This window comes from Tepidanaerobacter acetatoxydans Re1, assembly GCF_000328765.2.
In the GTDB taxonomy this organism is placed as follows: Bacteria; Bacillota; Thermosediminibacteria; order Thermosediminibacterales; family Tepidanaerobacteraceae; genus Tepidanaerobacter; species Tepidanaerobacter acetatoxydans.
This window is the reverse complement of sequence record NC_019954.2, coordinates 28,478-44,879: the sequence shown is the minus strand read 5'-3', so window position 1 is coordinate 44,879 and position 16,402 is coordinate 28,478. Positions and strand designations below refer to the sequence as shown.

At 39.3% G+C, this 16,402-nt stretch carries 15 protein-coding genes and 1 pseudogene; 5 read left to right on the top strand and 11 right to left on the bottom strand.

Going from position 1 to position 16,402, the window contains the following annotated elements:
• Positions 1 to 94: 94 nt before the first annotated feature.
• The 9 genes from TEPIRE1_RS00215 to TEPIRE1_RS00175 all read right to left on the bottom strand — a co-directional run bounded on the left by TEPIRE1_RS00215 (position 95) and on the right by TEPIRE1_RS00175 (position 10,795).
• Positions 95 to 1,093, bottom strand: a complete 999-nt coding sequence (locus TEPIRE1_RS00215) for an ABC transporter ATP-binding protein (RefSeq protein WP_013777181.1) — start codon at positions 1,091 to 1,093, stop codon at positions 95 to 97.
• On the bottom strand, positions 1,068 to 2,072 hold the full coding sequence (locus TEPIRE1_RS00210; protein WP_013777180.1) for an ABC transporter ATP-binding protein: 1,005 nt from the start codon (positions 2,070 to 2,072) through the stop codon (positions 1,068 to 1,070). The genes TEPIRE1_RS00215 and TEPIRE1_RS00210 overlap by 26 nt, the downstream gene beginning before the upstream one ends.
• Positions 2,073 to 2,094: 22 nt before the next feature.
• Entirely contained in the window at positions 2,095 to 3,036 is a 942-nt protein-coding gene (locus tag TEPIRE1_RS00205) for an ABC transporter permease (protein WP_013777179.1), read from the bottom strand.
• A gap of 13 nt (positions 3,037 to 3,049) precedes the next feature.
• Entirely contained in the window at positions 3,050 to 3,970 is a 921-nt protein-coding gene (locus TEPIRE1_RS00200) for an ABC transporter permease (protein ID WP_013777178.1), read from the bottom strand.
• 100 nt (positions 3,971 to 4,070) lie between these two features.
• Positions 4,071 to 5,720 (bottom strand): peptide ABC transporter substrate-binding protein, encoded by a 1,650-nt coding sequence (locus tag TEPIRE1_RS00195; protein WP_013777177.1) that lies wholly within the window; start codon positions 5,718 to 5,720, stop codon positions 4,071 to 4,073.
• A 48-nt stretch (positions 5,721 to 5,768) separates the two neighbouring features.
• Positions 5,769 to 6,845, bottom strand: coding sequence for a M24 family metallopeptidase (locus tag TEPIRE1_RS00190; protein WP_013777176.1), 1,077 nt, complete (start codon positions 6,843 to 6,845; stop codon positions 5,769 to 5,771).
• 156 nt (positions 6,846 to 7,001) lie between these two features.
• Positions 7,002 to 7,574 (bottom strand): helix-turn-helix domain-containing protein, encoded by a 573-nt coding sequence (locus tag TEPIRE1_RS00185; protein ID WP_013777175.1) that lies wholly within the window; start codon positions 7,572 to 7,574, stop codon positions 7,002 to 7,004.
• A gap of 402 nt (positions 7,575 to 7,976) precedes the next feature.
• Complete coding sequence (locus TEPIRE1_RS00180; protein WP_173391422.1) at positions 7,977 to 9,818, bottom strand: ATP-binding protein; 1,842 nt, start codon at positions 9,816 to 9,818, stop codon at positions 7,977 to 7,979.
• Between the two features lie 17 nt (positions 9,819 to 9,835).
• On the bottom strand, positions 9,836 to 10,795 hold the full coding sequence (locus tag TEPIRE1_RS00175) for a DNA double-strand break repair nuclease NurA (protein WP_013777173.1): 960 nt from the start codon (positions 10,793 to 10,795) through the stop codon (positions 9,836 to 9,838).
• Positions 10,796 to 10,910: 115 nt separating this feature from the next.
• On the opposite strand from TEPIRE1_RS00175, the gene TEPIRE1_RS14310 reads away from it, so the two are divergent.
• Entirely contained in the window at positions 10,911 to 11,231 is a 321-nt protein-coding gene (locus TEPIRE1_RS14310) for an AbrB/MazE/SpoVT family DNA-binding domain-containing protein (RefSeq protein WP_222927366.1), read from the top strand.
• A 119-nt stretch (positions 11,232 to 11,350) separates the two neighbouring features.
• On the opposite strand, the gene proC is transcribed toward TEPIRE1_RS14310, so the two are convergent.
• Together proC and TEPIRE1_RS00160 are read right to left on the bottom strand one after the other, a co-directional pair.
• Complete coding sequence (gene proC / locus TEPIRE1_RS00165) at positions 11,351 to 12,202, bottom strand: pyrroline-5-carboxylate reductase (protein ID WP_013777171.1); 852 nt, start codon at positions 12,200 to 12,202, stop codon at positions 11,351 to 11,353.
• A 672-nt stretch (positions 12,203 to 12,874) separates the two neighbouring features.
• Positions 12,875 to 13,240: pseudogene (locus TEPIRE1_RS00160) on the bottom strand (transposase); the annotation flags it as partial.
• 488 nt (positions 13,241 to 13,728) lie between these two features.
• Here TEPIRE1_RS00160 and TEPIRE1_RS00155 point away from each other — a divergent pair.
• From TEPIRE1_RS00155 to TEPIRE1_RS00140, 4 genes are all read left to right on the top strand, one after another.
• On the top strand, positions 13,729 to 14,190 hold the full coding sequence (locus TEPIRE1_RS00155) for a hypothetical protein (RefSeq protein WP_013777170.1): 462 nt from the start codon (positions 13,729 to 13,731) through the stop codon (positions 14,188 to 14,190).
• 59 nt (positions 14,191 to 14,249) lie between these two features.
• The gene (locus TEPIRE1_RS00150) at positions 14,250 to 15,494 is read left to right on the top strand and encodes a hypothetical protein (RefSeq protein ID WP_013777169.1); all 1,245 of its coding nucleotides are present in this window, start codon (positions 14,250 to 14,252) and stop codon (positions 15,492 to 15,494) included.
• 185 nt (positions 15,495 to 15,679) lie between these two features.
• Entirely contained in the window at positions 15,680 to 15,970 is a 291-nt protein-coding gene (locus tag TEPIRE1_RS00145; protein ID WP_013777168.1) for a hypothetical protein, read from the top strand.
• Entirely contained in the window at positions 15,963 to 16,244 is a 282-nt protein-coding gene (locus TEPIRE1_RS00140) for a type II toxin-antitoxin system RelE family toxin (RefSeq protein WP_013777167.1), read from the top strand. Before TEPIRE1_RS00145 ends, TEPIRE1_RS00140 begins: the two co-directional genes overlap by 8 nt.
• Positions 16,245 to 16,402: the final 158 nt, after the last annotated feature.

The following is a 16,402-nucleotide window of genomic DNA, read 5'->3' as shown; positions in this document are numbered from 1 at the left end:
AGATTGAACTTAAAACAACAAGTATTGCTTTATATAAAGGTTCGTCACATTTGCCAAAACAACTTTCTACATTAAAATCAGTCTTGCCTTCCTTCTAATACAGATAGCATGATATAAAGTGGTTAGAGCTTATCTCCTTGAGGGGCGGCTTTATCTGTCCGCATACGGATTTTGCAAATTTGCACCTCGACTTGAATAAACAGCCGGGAGGCGGGTTTATGGGGTTTGATACATCGCCTTCAACGAGCAGCCTCTGCCGACTTCTTTCCAGCTTAGGATCGGCGATGGGTATTGCAGAAATTAGAGCTTTAGTATACGGATGCAGGGGATTATCATAAAGCTCGCTGCTGTCTGCAAGTTCCACAATATTGCCAAGATACATAACTGCAACCCTGTCTGATAAATGTTTTACCATAATTAAGTTATGGGCTATAAAAAGATAGGTGAGCCGAAGTTTGTGCTGTAGTGATATAAGCAGATTTACTATTTGTGCCTGAACTGAGGCATCAAGAGCCGAGATAGGCTCATCACATACTATAAAGGTAGGTTCCACCGCCAGTGCCCTGGCAATTCCTATACGCTGTCTTTGTCCCCCTGAAAATTCATGAGGATATCTGTCTGCATGTTCTTTGTTTAAACCTACGAGATTTAGCAATTCATATATTCTTTGAAGTTTTTCTTTGCCCTTGTATAAGTTGTGTATATCAATGCCTTCGCCGATTATGTCTTTTACTGTCATTCTAGGATCAAGAGATGCATAAGGGTCTTGAAATATCATCTGAACCTTTTTGGAAAACTCTCTTGCTTCCTGTCCAGTTAATTTGTGGGCATTTTTCCCTTCAAATATAACCTTGCCGCCTGTTGGAGCATATAGTCTTGCAATAGTTTTTCCTGTAGTAGATTTTCCGCAGCCGGATTCGCCAACAAGCCCTAATGTCTCTCCTTCTTTTATGGAAAAACTTACATCATCTACCGCTTTTAATATTTGGTTTGCACCAACCTTGAAATACTTTTTTAGATTTTTTACTTCAAGCAGGTAATCGTTATTTTCATGCAACTTGTTCACCTCACAGGTTAAAAGACTGCCGCACATTTTTGGCTTTCTCATGCAGCAGCCAGCAGGCACAGTGGTGACCTTCTCCTAAATCCACCGTTTCAGGATATATCTCTTTACAAATTTTCATAGCAAAGGCGCACCTGGCTGCAAAGGCACACCCTGTCGGCGGTGAAAATAAATCCGGCGGCGTACCTTCAATTGAAGGCAGCTTTTCTTTATTTTTAAGCTCTAAAGTGGGTATTGAGCTTAAAAGCCCCCAAGTGTAAGGATGCTGCGGCTTATAGAATACATCGTCTACCACCCCTGACTCTACTATCTTCCCGGCATAAACCACCATCACTCTATCTGCCATGTTTGCCACAACTCCCAGGTCATGGGTAATTAGCATCACTGAGGTATCCATGCTTTTTTGCAGTGATTTTATAAGTTCCAGGATTTGAGCCTGTATAGTAACATCTAAAGCTGTAGTGGGCTCATCTGCAATCAAGAGCTTTGGGGTGCACACAGTTGCTATTGCAATCATGACCCGCTGCCTCATGCCTCCTGAAAGCTCAAAGGGATATTGGCGCATTCTCCTTTTTGGATTTGCTATGCCTACAAAATTTAATATCTCTATAATTCTTTCAGTCATTTGCTTTTTAGTGTAATTTGTATGCTTTTTCAGCACCTCTTCAATTTGTTTTCCAACTGTCATCGTTGGATTAAGATATGTCATGGGGTCCTGGAATATCATTCCGATTTTTGCACCCCTTATTTTCATCATACTTTTTCTATCAAGCTTTAAAAGGTCAGTGCCGTCAAATAGAATGCTGCCGCCTGATATTTCGCCTGGAGGGCAAGGAATAAGACCCATTATGGCTTTTGCAGTAACACTTTTTCCGCATCCCGACTCTCCTACAATCGCAAGACATTCTCCTATGTCTAAGTCAAAGGACATGCCTCTTACAGCATTTATAGTGCCGCCGTAAGTTTTAAAATTTACTTCAAGATTTTTTACATCAAGTAGTTTGTCCATCTTTACCCCCTATTTCGCGGCTCTAAACTTTTGCCGTCCCGCGCATTTTGGGATCTAAGGCATTTCTAAGCCCATCGCCAAGTAAATTCAGAGACAGCATTGTTGTGCTGATGAAAAATGAAGGTAGGAATATCTCCCATGGATATGCCATAAATACCTGGGCACCTTCTCTTGCAAGCTGCCCCCAGCTTGTATCCGGCGGTTGAATACCAATACCTATATAGCTTAAAAATGCTTCCGAGAATATGGCTCCCGGAATAGCCATTGTAATATTCGTAATTAAAAGTCCCATCATATTTGGTATAAGGTGGCGCAAAATTATCCTCATGCTGCTTGCGCCAAGGACCTTTGCAGCAAGGACGAATTCCTGATTTTTTAATTGAAGCACCTGACCCCTTACAAATCGCGCACTTCCAATCCATCCGGTTATTATCATAGCTATTATGAGACTTGCTATGCCGGACTCGCCTCTTACCAATATGACAAGTATTGCAACAATGAGGGACGGTATGCCGTAAAGCACATCTATTATCCTCATTATTATCATATCAAGTTTGCCGCCAAAATAGCCGGATATACCGCCTATAATGATGCCGATAAACTGATTGAGCAGTGTTACCGCAAAGCCGATAGTAAGAGATACTCTTGCCCCAAGCCAAACTCTGGCCCAAAGATCTCTGCCGAGAGAATCCGTTCCGAACCAATGTTCTTTGCTGGGCAGTTGATCCGCTATAGCTGAATTTGTCATCCTGTAGTCGGCAGAAGTCATGTAAGGTCCTATTATCGCCATAATTATATAAAATATTATTATAGCAAGGCCTAACATGGCCACCTTGTTTTTCTTCAGTCTTATCCATGCATCCTGCCAGTAAGAAAGACTGGGTCTTGTTATTAAATTATAGTTTTCTATATCTTTTCCTACAACAGTGAACATTTCATCGGTTATAATATCCGAACTGTCCATAGTCTACATCACCTTATTTCTCGGATATTCTAATTCTGGGATCTACAAATCCGTATATTATATCAACTACAAAATTTGCTGCAACCAAGAATACGCCGTAAAAAACCGTCATTCCTAAAATCATGCTGTAGTCCCTGTCATTTATGCCGGATACATAAAATCTTCCCATGCCCGGTATCGCATATATCTGCTCAATAACAAAGGTGCCGGTGAGTATGCCTGCGGTAATAGGCCCTAAAATGGTCACAATGGGAAGTATGGCATTTCTAATTTCATGCCTTGTGACTATCTCGCAGTCCGAAAGCCCCTTTGCCTTAGCTGTAAGTATATAATCCTCGTTTATCACTTCCAGCATACTAGAACGCATAGTCCTGGTTATAACTGCAAGGGTATTAAGGGACAAGGCGACTACAGGAAGCACTGTATGCCTGAAACTTTCCCATCTTGCTATGGGAAACATGTGCAATTTTAATCCAAAAACATACTGCAAAACCGAACCTGCCACAAAATCCGGAACAGATACGCCTATTATCGCTATAATGACACAAAAGTAATCAAAAAATCTGCCATTGTTTAAAGCAGCCATTACCCCTAAGAAAAGTCCCAGAACCGTTGCAAGAACCACAGCTCTTATACCAAGGTCGGCAGAAATCGGGAAAGATTGAGCAAGTATTGTATTTACACTGCGGTTGCTGTATTTTAGTGAAAGTCCCAAGTCACCATGCAAAAGATTGTTTAAATACTTAAAGTACTGCACATACCGAGGCTTGTCAAAGCCATGATATTCCATCATGTTTTTTCGTATTTCAGGCGTCATTTTTTCGCTTATAAAAGGGTCTCCAGGCATAAGCCTTACAAGAATAAATACCACAGTTACCAAGACCCATATTGTAAGTAAGGATATAATAAATCTTTGAAGTATATATCTTTTCAAAAATCTGCCCCTCCCTTCTTAAAATTAAAGATGTGGGGCATTTCTCCGGTGAAAGGTAAAAGGCCAAAATGCCCCACTGAACGTTTATCATTATATAACTTTATTCAAAATAGGCATATATAAAATCTACGTCTGAGCCCACAAAATACCGTGAGATTCCCTTTAGGTTTTCTTTTTCCAGATAGCCGACCTGTCTGCACTGTAGCGGTACAAACGGGCACTCGTCTATGAGTAATTTTTCGGCATCCCAGAAGTACTGCTGTCTTTTTTCAGGATCAGTTTCGACCCTTGCAGCCTCAATCAATCTGTCATATTCCGAGTTTTTCCATCCCGTGGAGTTTTGAGTATTGTTGCTTTCAAACAGCTCAAGATATGTCATTGGATCGTCATAGTCAGGCATCCAGCCATTGTAAACTGCTTCATATTGACCTGCCACATCGTCTGCAAGCTTTTGCTTATATGTTACGGGGTTTACTGTTACTGTAATTCCGAGATTCCTTGTCAGCTGATCTTGGAGCACCTCCGCAAGAGGTTTATCACCCACTGCATCTGAAAACTTTAACTCGAGTGTAATATCCTTCGGATCTTTTATATTAAGCGCGGTCATTGCCTCGTCAAGATATTCCTTGGCTTTTGCCGTGTCTCCGGATAGAGGGTAACCATCTATAGGACACTCCTCAGTATACTTACCTCCTTTAGCTCCTGTAACAAGAGGCAGCACAAGGCGCGAATATGGTAAATACAGTCCTTTTGTAGCAGCTTTAACGTACTCTTGTCTGTCAATGGCGTAATTCAAAGCCTTTCTAAAGTCCATATTGGCAAGCCACGGTTTCCCTTCGGCATCAAGATTGAGCCTGAGCCAGTCAATGGCACCGTTCATCATAAGCTTTGTATTTGGATCATCTTTATATTTGTCCCACAATGCGTTAGGCACATATACCCAGTCCAGCTCTCCGTTTTCATACATGCTCAAGGCAGTATTGGGATCGGTAATCTGAAGTATGGTCACTTTTTCTAATTTTACAGCATCTTTATTCCAGTAATCCGGGTTCTTTTTCAGCGTAACATTAGATTCATGCTTCCATTCTTCCAAAATAAATGGACCGTTGTAAACATTGTTTGCTGCTTCAAGAGCAAAGTCTTTTCCGTATTTTTCAACTATGTCTTGGCGTGTGGGCATAAAGCATGCAAGGCTTAAATACCCTAAAAAATAAGGTGCGGGATTTGCTATCTTTATTTCCAGTGTCTTTTCATCTATAGCTTTGACTCCTACTTGACTTGCATCTTTGATTTTTCCTGTATTATAGGCTTCGCCGTTTACTATCATATATCCGGCAAAGGCATATGCAGCACCTGTGTTAGGATCAAGAAGTCTTTTTATTCCGTATTCAAAATCATTTGCAGTCACAGGCTCTCCATCGCTCCACTTTGCATCTCTTAAGTGAAATGTATAGGTCTTTCCATCTTTGGAAATATCCCATGTCTCCGCCACGCCCGGCTGAACTTTGCCCTCATGAAGCCTTACTAAACCTTCAAAAATTGCGTTGGAAACCTCCACAGACGGCATAGCATTCATAAGCTGTGGATCAAGGCTGGGTATCTCTGATGACTGAGAAAAGGTTAATTCTTGCTTTACTCCAGGCTCTGCCTCTTCCTTAGGTTTATTTGAACCTCCGCAGCCGGCAAGGGCTGTGCAGGCAATAAAACACGCTATAAGCAGAGCAAGAGTTGATTTAAGTTTTTTGCTCATTTTTACGCCCCCAATTATAATTAGTCGGGTAAACCTACATTTACATATTTATACAATAATAAGCTCTTTTGGTGATCTCGTCAAAATTTCACAACCGTCTTTGGTTACCGCTACCATATCTTCAATCCTAACACCTCCCCACCCGGGTATGTATATACCAGGCTCTACGGTAACCACATTACCTACTTCTAAGATATGGGTACTATTAGGCGACATGGCAGGAGCCTCATGAATTTCAAGGCCCACTCCGTGACCTATGCCATATTCAAACATTCCTTCTACGCCTTCGGCTGTTATCACATCCCGGGCAGCTTTATCAACCAGCTTGCATTTGGCCCCGGCTCTTACGGCTTTTGCTCCTTCTTCCTGAGATCTTTTGACAACATCATAGATATATCTTTGCCTCTCATCTGCCATTTTCACAGCAACGGTCCTTGTCATATCAGACCTGTAGCCACTGTAGAGAGAGCCTATATCCATTGTCACAAAATCCCCTGCCTCAATGGGCTTATCTGAAGGGATTGCATGGGGTTTGGATCCGTTCTCCCCTGATGCCACTATAAATGAAAAACCTACATCATCAGCGCCTTTCTTCTGCACCAGGTATATAAGCTCTCTTTTTACGTCTTTTTCAGTAACTCCCGGCTTTATGTAGTTTAGCGCTTCGCTAAAAGCCTCGTCTGTAATCCTTGCAGCCTCTCTCATGTAAGAAATCTCGTTTTCGTCTTTTACCTGACGTATTTTCTCAACAAGGCCCACGGTTCCTATTAGCTCTATGCCTTTTAAATTTTCTCTTAACTTATCGTAAAAGTCCACTGTGAGTACGTCTTTTTCAAAACCCAGCTTTTTTATTCCGTATTTTTCACATACCTCGCCTGCCGCCTCCGGCAAAGTAGGATGAGGAGCTTTCCACTTTATTACATCGAAGCCTTTGCATTCCTGTTCGGCTTGTTCTGTGTATCTTGAATCAGTTATAAGCACCCGGGCATCCTTTGATACTAAAGCATAAGATTCTGAACCCGTAAATCCGCTGACATATCGGACATTAGCATCCTTTGCCAAAAATATCCCGTCTATATTTTCTTTTTCCATAAGATCAAACAGCTTTTCAAGTCTTTCCTTCATGAAACATTTCTCCCCTCTTAATTTTGATTCTAGTATAAAGATCTTCTTTTCCGGCTCTATGCTTAAAAGGTCGTATTACTCCCCGTCGCGCAAAACAGGATATTGATATTTTTTAGGTTAAAATTGACTTTAAATATTCAATATCGGAATCGATTTTCATTTTTGCTTAAAAATTCGCGGTATGCTAACACACAGTACTTTTACCAATTTATTTGTGTAATTTACCCATTCGTGAGGGATGGTAGATGCCATATGAACACAATCTCCCGGATTTAATTGATACTCTTCATCATCAATTAAGATTGTCAGGATTCCCTCTAAAACATACGCAAATTCTTCTCCTTCATGAGTATATGTTGCCACTTTATTTTCCTTCTGATTAGGAAAAAGGGTTATAAGCATAGACTCTAAGACTTTTCCGTTGGTATCATTTGTAAGCCTGTTATAAACTCTGGATTCCTCAACAGAAAAAACCTCTTGCTCATAACTTCGCATTATTAAGTTTTCATGTTTTTGCGGAAGAGTAAAAAAATAGGCAAGTTCAGTTTCCAACGCATGTGCAATCTTCTCCAGTGCGGTTATGGAAACAGCACTTGTTCCTCTTTCAACTTGGGATAAGAAACTTATTGAAAGGTCTGTCTTCTTGCCTAACTCCTTTAAGGTTAATCCTTTATTATTGCGCAGTTCCCTTATCTTATTGCCGATATCCTTTCTTTTAATTGTCTTCACTCCTTACTCGACATACTGTTGCTCAATAATAAAAATTGTTTTTAATGTTTTAATGTTTTGTTTAAATATTCGACATAGATGTAAAAACTCCTTTATTTTTACTGTAATTTTAGTGAAATTTTATGGTGCACTGATAATTAATAAGATATTTTATTAGGATTAAAAAAAGTTTTCGAAGTTATAAAAAATTCAGGAGCATTATTCCAGTTTTGCCATAACCATAAATACAAAAATCTCCTGTGAATTGCCAGAACACAGGAGGTTATAGAAATAGTCACCTTTTTTCATAAATTACTTACGAATACTTTTTACCTTCTTTAGGCACTCTGTATATATTTCATAAGAACTTCGAAGCTTATATAAAAATAATCATGTTCATGTTTCATATATTACTGCTCAATATCAATAAATATCTGCCATCTGATAAATATCGCCTAATGGGCTTGCCTTCCTTGTGAGTTTACCGTTTTCTACAAGTGTATCTAGGGCTGCCTTCAGGGTTCTTACTTCGTAGTTCGCCCCAGCCTGCCGGTTAATTTCCTCTACTGCACGGGCAAAGCTTGCAGCATAGATGGGCAGATGGGGTTTTATTGCTTCAAGGAGTTTGTCCTCAGAGTTTTCTCTATGCAGCTGTATTTCATCCAATGGATTTTGGGTATGTGGGCTTCTGGTATGGGGGAATCGCACTCGTATAGCCACAGTTCTTCCAAAAAGCGGCGATGATACGAAGGCATCACCTGAGGGCAAGTAAGGAAGTCGCCGTGCTTCTTCTGCCTTTATATCGGTTTCCTCGCTAATAGTGCCGATATCCGATGCGCGCACGGTTCTAAATATTATTTTGGTATTTAGCTGTGCGGTTACGGTTTCGTCCAGCAGCGTGGGCCGTTGTGTGGCAAGTATCAAAAATACTCCGTATTTTCTACCTTCCTGAGCTATCTCGGTAATTATTCCCTTTGTGGCTGCATCACGTCCCTTAGGTGCAAAGTTGTGAGCTTCATCTGTTGCGATGATAAATGGCGGAAAATAATCCCCCGATGCTTCACCCTTAAGTTCCCCGTCCTTGTAATCCCTGCGCTTCCGGTAAATATTGGAAAGCAGATATGTGGAAAATACCTGCAGGAGCCATATAGGGCCTTGAATTACTGCTAGTTTGCCCTGCATCATGGCTTCCTTTACCGGCTTTATATCATGGCTGAAAAGACCGGAATTGTGCAGTCGTCTAAGCCTCCATGCGATGCCCTGCACCGATGGAAGTGGGATGTTTTGGTATTCTTCAAGGAGTTGGCGCATTTTAACATGTTTTTCTCTTTCCATAGGCTCCATATCCTGTTTTAATGCCTGCTCAATCCTCAAGCGGCCCATCTCCAGTGCTTCACTTAAAAGCTCGAGGCGGTTAGAAAAGCTAAGATATGTATCACCCCTAAGGTGCAGCGATTCTATGGCACTGGACATAGCTTCGGTCAGTGGCGATACTGCCGATAAAAGCGCCAGCAAATCGCCTCGGGATAAGTTTAAAAATTCTACACCTATATGTTCACCTATCTGAAATTTTCTAAAGTTATCCTTGAAATCTCGCTTTTCTTCACTGCTTTCCTGGCTTTCGGAAAACTCCATTTCATAGTGTGGGTCAAGCATCAGAGCAGGAAATCCGTGTTTCATAATCTCTTCCATAATTACCCTAAGGCCGAAGGATTTTCCCGAGCCAGAGCCGCCGAAGACCCCAATATGTGGGTACTGCTGAAATGATCTGAGGTCCAGAAAAAACGGCACATTTTTCGTTTTATAAAGTTTACCGCCGGAAAACATTTCACAAAGTCCTTTTAGGTCATCTTCCATGGTAGCAGCGGTTTCCTCTGTGTTTTTAATTTCACCAAGTAAAAGCCCGTCTTCCCGCACACCTTTTAACAAATGCCCTCGCACCTCATCAAATGCGGGCAAACGCACCGAACTGCCTGTAACTACCGGAAAACTGGCTTCGGTAATCAGCTTGACTTTTGCAATATTTATTTCATCTTCACTGATGGAATATCCCAAATGCTTTAAAGACTCTAGAACATCAGCATCGTGGATACTGCTGCCTATGGAAAGCGGTATGAACCTGTTGTAGGAATTGCTTTCTACCACTTCGCCGATAAGGTTTCCCTGATATAGATCTTCTAAAACTAAAAGCTCGTTTATACGAAACTTTCTATCTTTTGATGCAACATAAACTTCCTGAGGTGTTGTAAGCCCTACTACCTGCATTTGCACAAAAATCCCTCCTACATCTGGCGTCTTTCGCGCTTAGGTTTTAAAAATTCCGCATAATCTTCCCCAAGATATGCATTTAAAAGGCCTTCCATTACCGCATCGGTAATCCTAACATTCTTATCTATTATATCAAGCCAAAGTGGTATGCCTCTGCCATCCTGCGGTGTCAGGGTAAATATAAGGTTTGACACTTCTGCCAGATATTCCTTCTGCTCCTCCAAAAGGTCAATACCTATGGGCTTTGGGTCATGGGATGAACGCATAAAAAATGTGCGAAAACCTTCTTTAAATAAGCCAGGAACAATCTCCAATATTTCGCCTACCTGCAAGAGCCCAAACAAAATTTCCCAGTCCGAAGCCGGAAATCCTCCAAGATTCAGCACATCTTTCAGGCAACTGCTGATTATATTTGTTGAGATTCCCTCTACAACACCTACCAATACAGCATCTTGAGCTAGTGCACGATTTTTCAGTGTTTCCCACATTGGTGCCGATTCAATCTTGTAGCGCACAAGAGAGCCGTCAAGCAAAACCACCCTTGGATTAAACTTATCGAGAGCCTCCAGTGCCGCTTTTACTTCCAGTTCTGCAAGATTGCGCTTTATAAAATCTCTGTATTCTTCCTCGGTTATTACGTCTTTCATAATCAGCGGCGAGACGGCATCAGTCATAACGACGTCTTCTTCCTTGCTGCTGCATGCCTTAGCCAGAGCTTGCTGCAGCGTAAATAAATACGGGAAGGGGCCGCCTGCATTGTTGGTGGAACCGTCCACGCCAACTATTTTACCTTTTTGGGCAATATTCGACAGGCCTCGACAGTCAAGCTTCTGGCACATTTTAAAACTCCCGATGCCTTTATCAGCTACCATGAAACGCAAAGCATCCACAGAAGGCTTTTGCTGTAATCGTAAGCGCATGGCCTTCGCTGTTTCTTCAAACGTTCGCTTCAAATTGGTATTTAATTCAAACATAATATTATCACCTGCCTGAAATAAGTAAAAATTTGCAATTGCATGTTGACTTTTTTTGTCATTTCTGGTAGTATTTAATTGGGGTAAATGTCGAAATATGAATTAAGGGGGCAAAATAATAATGAAGTCTACGGGAATCGTCAGAAAAGTTGATGGTCTAGGTCGCGTCGTTATACCTATAGAATTGAGACGCACATTAGGTATTTCCGTCAAAGATGCGCTGGAAATTTATGTAGATACGGATAGAATTATTTTAAAAAAATACTTGCCGGCTTGCATCTTCTGCAGTAGTGCTGAAGAATTGATCAATTTTCACGGGAAAAATATTTGTAAAGACTGTGCAAAAAAAATTGAGAATGCTTTAGCAGTAACTTCTACAAGTGACGAAGGTACCCCGACTAAAAACGATTCGGAAACAATTGACAAAGCAATCTGATTACGCAAATTAAGACAACAAATTTTAAGGAGCTAAAGTCAAAAGAAGAGACTACTATGATCGGTCTCTTCTTCTTTATTTTCTTAAATCTTTTAACTATGCCATCTGTTACATGGGTATCATAACACATTTTCTAATTTGTGTAAACAACTGCGTTCTTTCATCATTTCTTTAGATCTTCCGGCTGCACTTTCAACAGCTCTAATAAGTAAGTCGGCAAAGTCTGCCTTTTCCAGAACTTTTATGCCGGCCATGGTAGTGCCTCCGGGTGTGGTAACCTGCTTCCTTAGTTTTTTTGGAGATTCACCGGTTTCTATCACCATTTTCGCCGCTCCATATACTGTCTGAACCGTCAATTCCTCAGAAAGCCAGCGAGGCAAGCCTACTTTTACTCCGGCCTCAATCATTGCTTCCATAAGCAGATACACATAAGCCGGTCCGCTGCCTGAAAGGCCTGTCACCGCATCCATCATTGTTTCTTCAACTACGGACACCTTGCCTATGGAAGAAAATATTTCTTCGGCAAAATCTTGAGCTTCTTTTGTAGCATAGCTGCCTAGAGTAATAGCAGTAGCCGATTCTCTTACCTTGCAGGCAGTATTGGGCATCGCCCTTATAACTTGTACTTTTTTATCCAAAACAGTTTCTATAAATTTTGTAGATATTCCGGCAGCCAAAGTAATAATAATATGGTTTGCTGTTATAAATTTTTGAAGTGATATGAGTAATTCGTGTACATCTACGGGTTTTACGGCAATAATCAAATACCTGCATTTTGAAAGAATTTCTTTGTAATCCCTTGTAGTTTTGACATTATATCTTTCCCTCAAAAGCTGCAGTTTATCATCGTTTTGTTTATTCGTTACATATATATCTTCAGGCGGCATTATGTCCTGGCTTAAAATCCCATCCAGCATCGCTTCTGCTATGGAACCGGCACCAAATATACCGACACTTTTCTGATTTTGCACTGGGTATCCTCCTATCGCTATCTTTTATACTTTAATATATTAATATAGAACATAAAAAAACCCTTCGCCTGTAAAGGGCGAAAGGTTGCTTTCCGCGGTACCACCTTCATTGGTCTAAAAGACCCACTCTAAAGTATACTTGAATTTTATCAAGATTATACCTTCCCCCTACTAACGGTAGGTGCTCCGTACCGGCTCATCGCCGTAAGCTCCGGGGTGGGATTTTTCAAAAGACATTTGCTTAAAACCTTTTGGCCTGTAAGCTTTTCTGTTTAACGCTTTTTGTCTTTTTACTTTCCCCTTCAACGCTTCTTGAATATGTCATTTGTCAATTAGTATTATTATATATCATCACTAATAAAGGTGTCAATAAGAAAAAAATTGACGCGATTGTATATGTATCTACAAAGGTATCATAACAAGAAGCATAAAAAGCAGGCGAAATATATAATTATTTCTACCAGTACCTTTTTCAATTCCCATATTTTCATGAGCCTTAGTTAAACTATTTCTAGTTTCTAAACCTTTAAAAATTTTCTATGGTTTTTCCCCATAAAAGGTTAAAGCATTTGAAGTCTTATTGAATAAATAAATATTGTCTTTGTCAAGTATTAAATAAAAAGAATCATTATTTAGTATAATATATGTGTCAATAGGGTCATTCTTTAAAAAGTAGATTTGATTTTTAGTCAGCAAGCTAAAAATCAACCGAACTAATTTACGAGCTGTAAGTGCGAGTGCCCTTTTGTGTTGGTGACAAGTTACTTCACCGAACTTCTTGTAGTAGTATTCCTTATACTCAGGCACATGGTTTTTAACGCTGTTTGCAGCCTCAATTAAATAGTATCTAAGGTACCTATTGCCGGTCTTAGTCATTCTAGTATCATCAGCAGAATAATTGCCCGACTGCTTAACTCTCCAAGTAAGCCCTGCATACTGAGCCAAAGCATTATGAGAGTCAAAAGTAGTAATAGTGCCAATCTCAGCTAAAATACCACTAGCAAGCACAGGCCCAATACCGGGTATAGAAAGGCTTGTCCCCTTTGTCCAAAACCGCCCAAAGACTGGTCACTTGCTGATGGATATGTTGATGATGCTGATGATGCCGTAAAATTTATCAAAAATATTAGACCTTATTAAAAGTGCTGTTGCAAGACGAAAGCACCAATCTTATCTCAAGTTGGTGCTTTACATACTATATTATATTATTTCTACTTAAATATTTATGAACCCTTTATATAACAGACGGGGAAAAAGGGATTTGGTTCTCTCTAAATAAATTTTTGCAAAAATCTTTTAAAAAAAGTGAACCAAAACGCATCTTAAACGTCTGTACTATAGAAGGGTTTCAAGAGAGGTTTCTATTTTAATTGTGCCTTAAGACCTTTGAAACTAAAAGTACAAATAAACAAGCGAGAGAGGTGAATCCATGATAAAGGGATAAGCTCTTAAATTTAACAGTATTGTGTAGCGGGACTCAAAAATTGTGAGAAAGGAAAAAATGACAAAACATGGAGGTAAAGGTCATGAGAAAAAAGATTTTTTTCTTAATTACAGTTTTAACCATCTTAGTAATGTTTACTTCAATATCTCTAGCATCTGAAACAAATACAGAAGATGAAATTTTATCATATGATTATGCACCTGTCATCGGGGACTTTGTACCTGATCCTGAGTTAGAGAAACCCTGTCCATGGTATATATCCCATGGAGATGATAGATCACAGTTTCCTGTAGCGACTAACTTGCATAAATGGACAGGTTATTATTATGTGCCAATTCCTTATGGAAGAGCAGGTGCTAACCCTATTGATACCAATTTAGTGGAAAGTTCAGTGATTTATACCATAAACAAAAAATATGGCGTGTTGGCGGCTGGTAATTCAACAGGAAAGAAAGACTATACGCTACCTGGATATCCAACAGATAAAAATATTACGATATTCCCTCAACCCTGCTTCGCAACTATGTCAGCACAAGAGGTTTAATATGGTAGTTCGGGAGAGTGTTAACACTCTCCTAGTTTTTAAAATACGGAGGAATTTACGTGAAAAAGAATAATGCATTTTTTATACTTATTTGTTTGTTCTTTTTACTCATATCCGGATGCACCTACAACGGCAAAGATTCATTGCCTATAATAAGTTCCGAGGATTTCTTCTCAGATGATGCAGCATTTTTAAAAGATAAAATTATAATGTATCAAGACCATGGACTTTTTTCCGATTATTTTAAGGACTATAAAATCGAAGAATATTTAATCGAATATGATGCTTCATGTATATACGTTGATGCAAATAAAAATGCATATCTTCAAATTTCTTCTTCCAATAACATAAACAATGAGTTTGGAATTTATTCATTGACGGAAAAGGTATATACTCCATTGGTCACTTTGGACCAGGGCCATCAAGTAGCTATAAAAGCAGTAAACGATAATTTTATTATCTGGGAAGAAGATAAAAGCTCTAACTGGTATAAAACTTCTTTGCATGTATATAATTTAAAGACAAAAAAAGATACAGAGTTTTATGTTCACACTGTGGATCCAGAGACTGATATGGTCTATGAGTGGAACTTTAATAAGCCGGTATTAAAAGACGACATTGTGTATTTTGACGATATTGTGGGTATTAAAGATGATATATATCAAATAAATCTATTTCAATACAATATTACCGAAGATAAACTGGAAAAAATAAAAACTCAAGCACAATATCCCATGCTTTACAATGATGAAATAGCATGGTTAGGATACAGAAAAAAAGATAACGGTACCACCATAGTGGTCAATAATAACGGCAAACCTTTAGAAATAGCACAAATCAAAAGCAATGGTGGATTATTCCAGATGAGTTCTTCTAAAGATATCATAGCAATTATTGAAGGTATCAATATTCCCGATTACGACATTATTACAAGTCTGGCAGAAAAAACTAATAACGAAAACCCGAAAGAAAAAAGCTATAGTGAAAAAGAAACCTTGAGTCAGATTGCATATGGTGTGAAGATCTTTGACGGCAAAACCGCAGAGCCTGTCATGGTCAGTAAAGACCCTGTAGATACTCCGGACAACAATGGAAAATACATAGGATGGCGGCAGTTTACTAAAGATTACCCCAGATTTTATGATGTTGAAAACAAGCGAATTATTACTGTAGATAAATTAAGCCCTGAAAAGGTTTATGGTTGTCTTATAAATCAGAAGTATTTAATATTTGATACTTATAACAACTCTGATCCCTTAAATAAGTCAATTTCGCTCTACATTATTGATTTGGATCCTTCTTAATGGTATAAAGCGTTTATATACTTCTGCAATAAAGAAAGCGAAGGGAAAATTCGGGCAATCGTCCAACTGGAAGCAAACCCATTTAAAACCGTAATATTTCATGAAATGACATTTCAAAAAATCAGCGGAAGATGGGTGCTGGTTGATTTTGAATCAGATGTATAAGCCTACCAAAAAAAGGGTTGTTGCCGTATTTAGATCTAGGTATAGGTAAGTTCCCCGCTAATGCAGCTGTAACCACTCAAGCGGGTAAAACTGTAACGTCCGATATTTCCGAAGGAGACGTACTTGATATGCGATTGACTGACAACAAAATTATTATAGAACCATATAAATTGATTCCTTCCAGTCAAGCATACTTTTGGAGCAAAGAAACTCAAGAAGATATGTTGGAAGCCAGAGAATACGTAAAAGCCGGTAGGATGCGGGAGTTTTCCAATATTGACGAATTCCTGAAAGGTCTTCAAGATGACTAAGCGATTTAGGTCTACTCGTAAATTTGATAAGCAACTGACATCCCTTGATAAAAGTACTCGCAAACAAGCTATTAGGGCTATAGACCTATTTATGAAAGATCCTACTCACCTTTCTTTAAGATTAAAAAAGGTAAGAGGCACTCACCGTTATTATGAGGTATCCGTTAATATGTCCGAAAGAATTATTGTAGAAATTGACAAGTCTTCAAACTCCGAACAAATAAACACATCTTACATTATAGGAAAACACGAAGAAGTTTTTCCTTTATCTTAGTATAATCAACAAAAATAGGCTGTCCATAAGGTCAGCCTATTTTTATCTTTATCAATTACCTCCTGGATGGTTGCTTTCATCATAGCGGAAATATGGAAAAAGAGAAATTTGGTTTTCACTAAAATAAATCTTTTAAAAATCTTTTAAAAAAAGCGAAC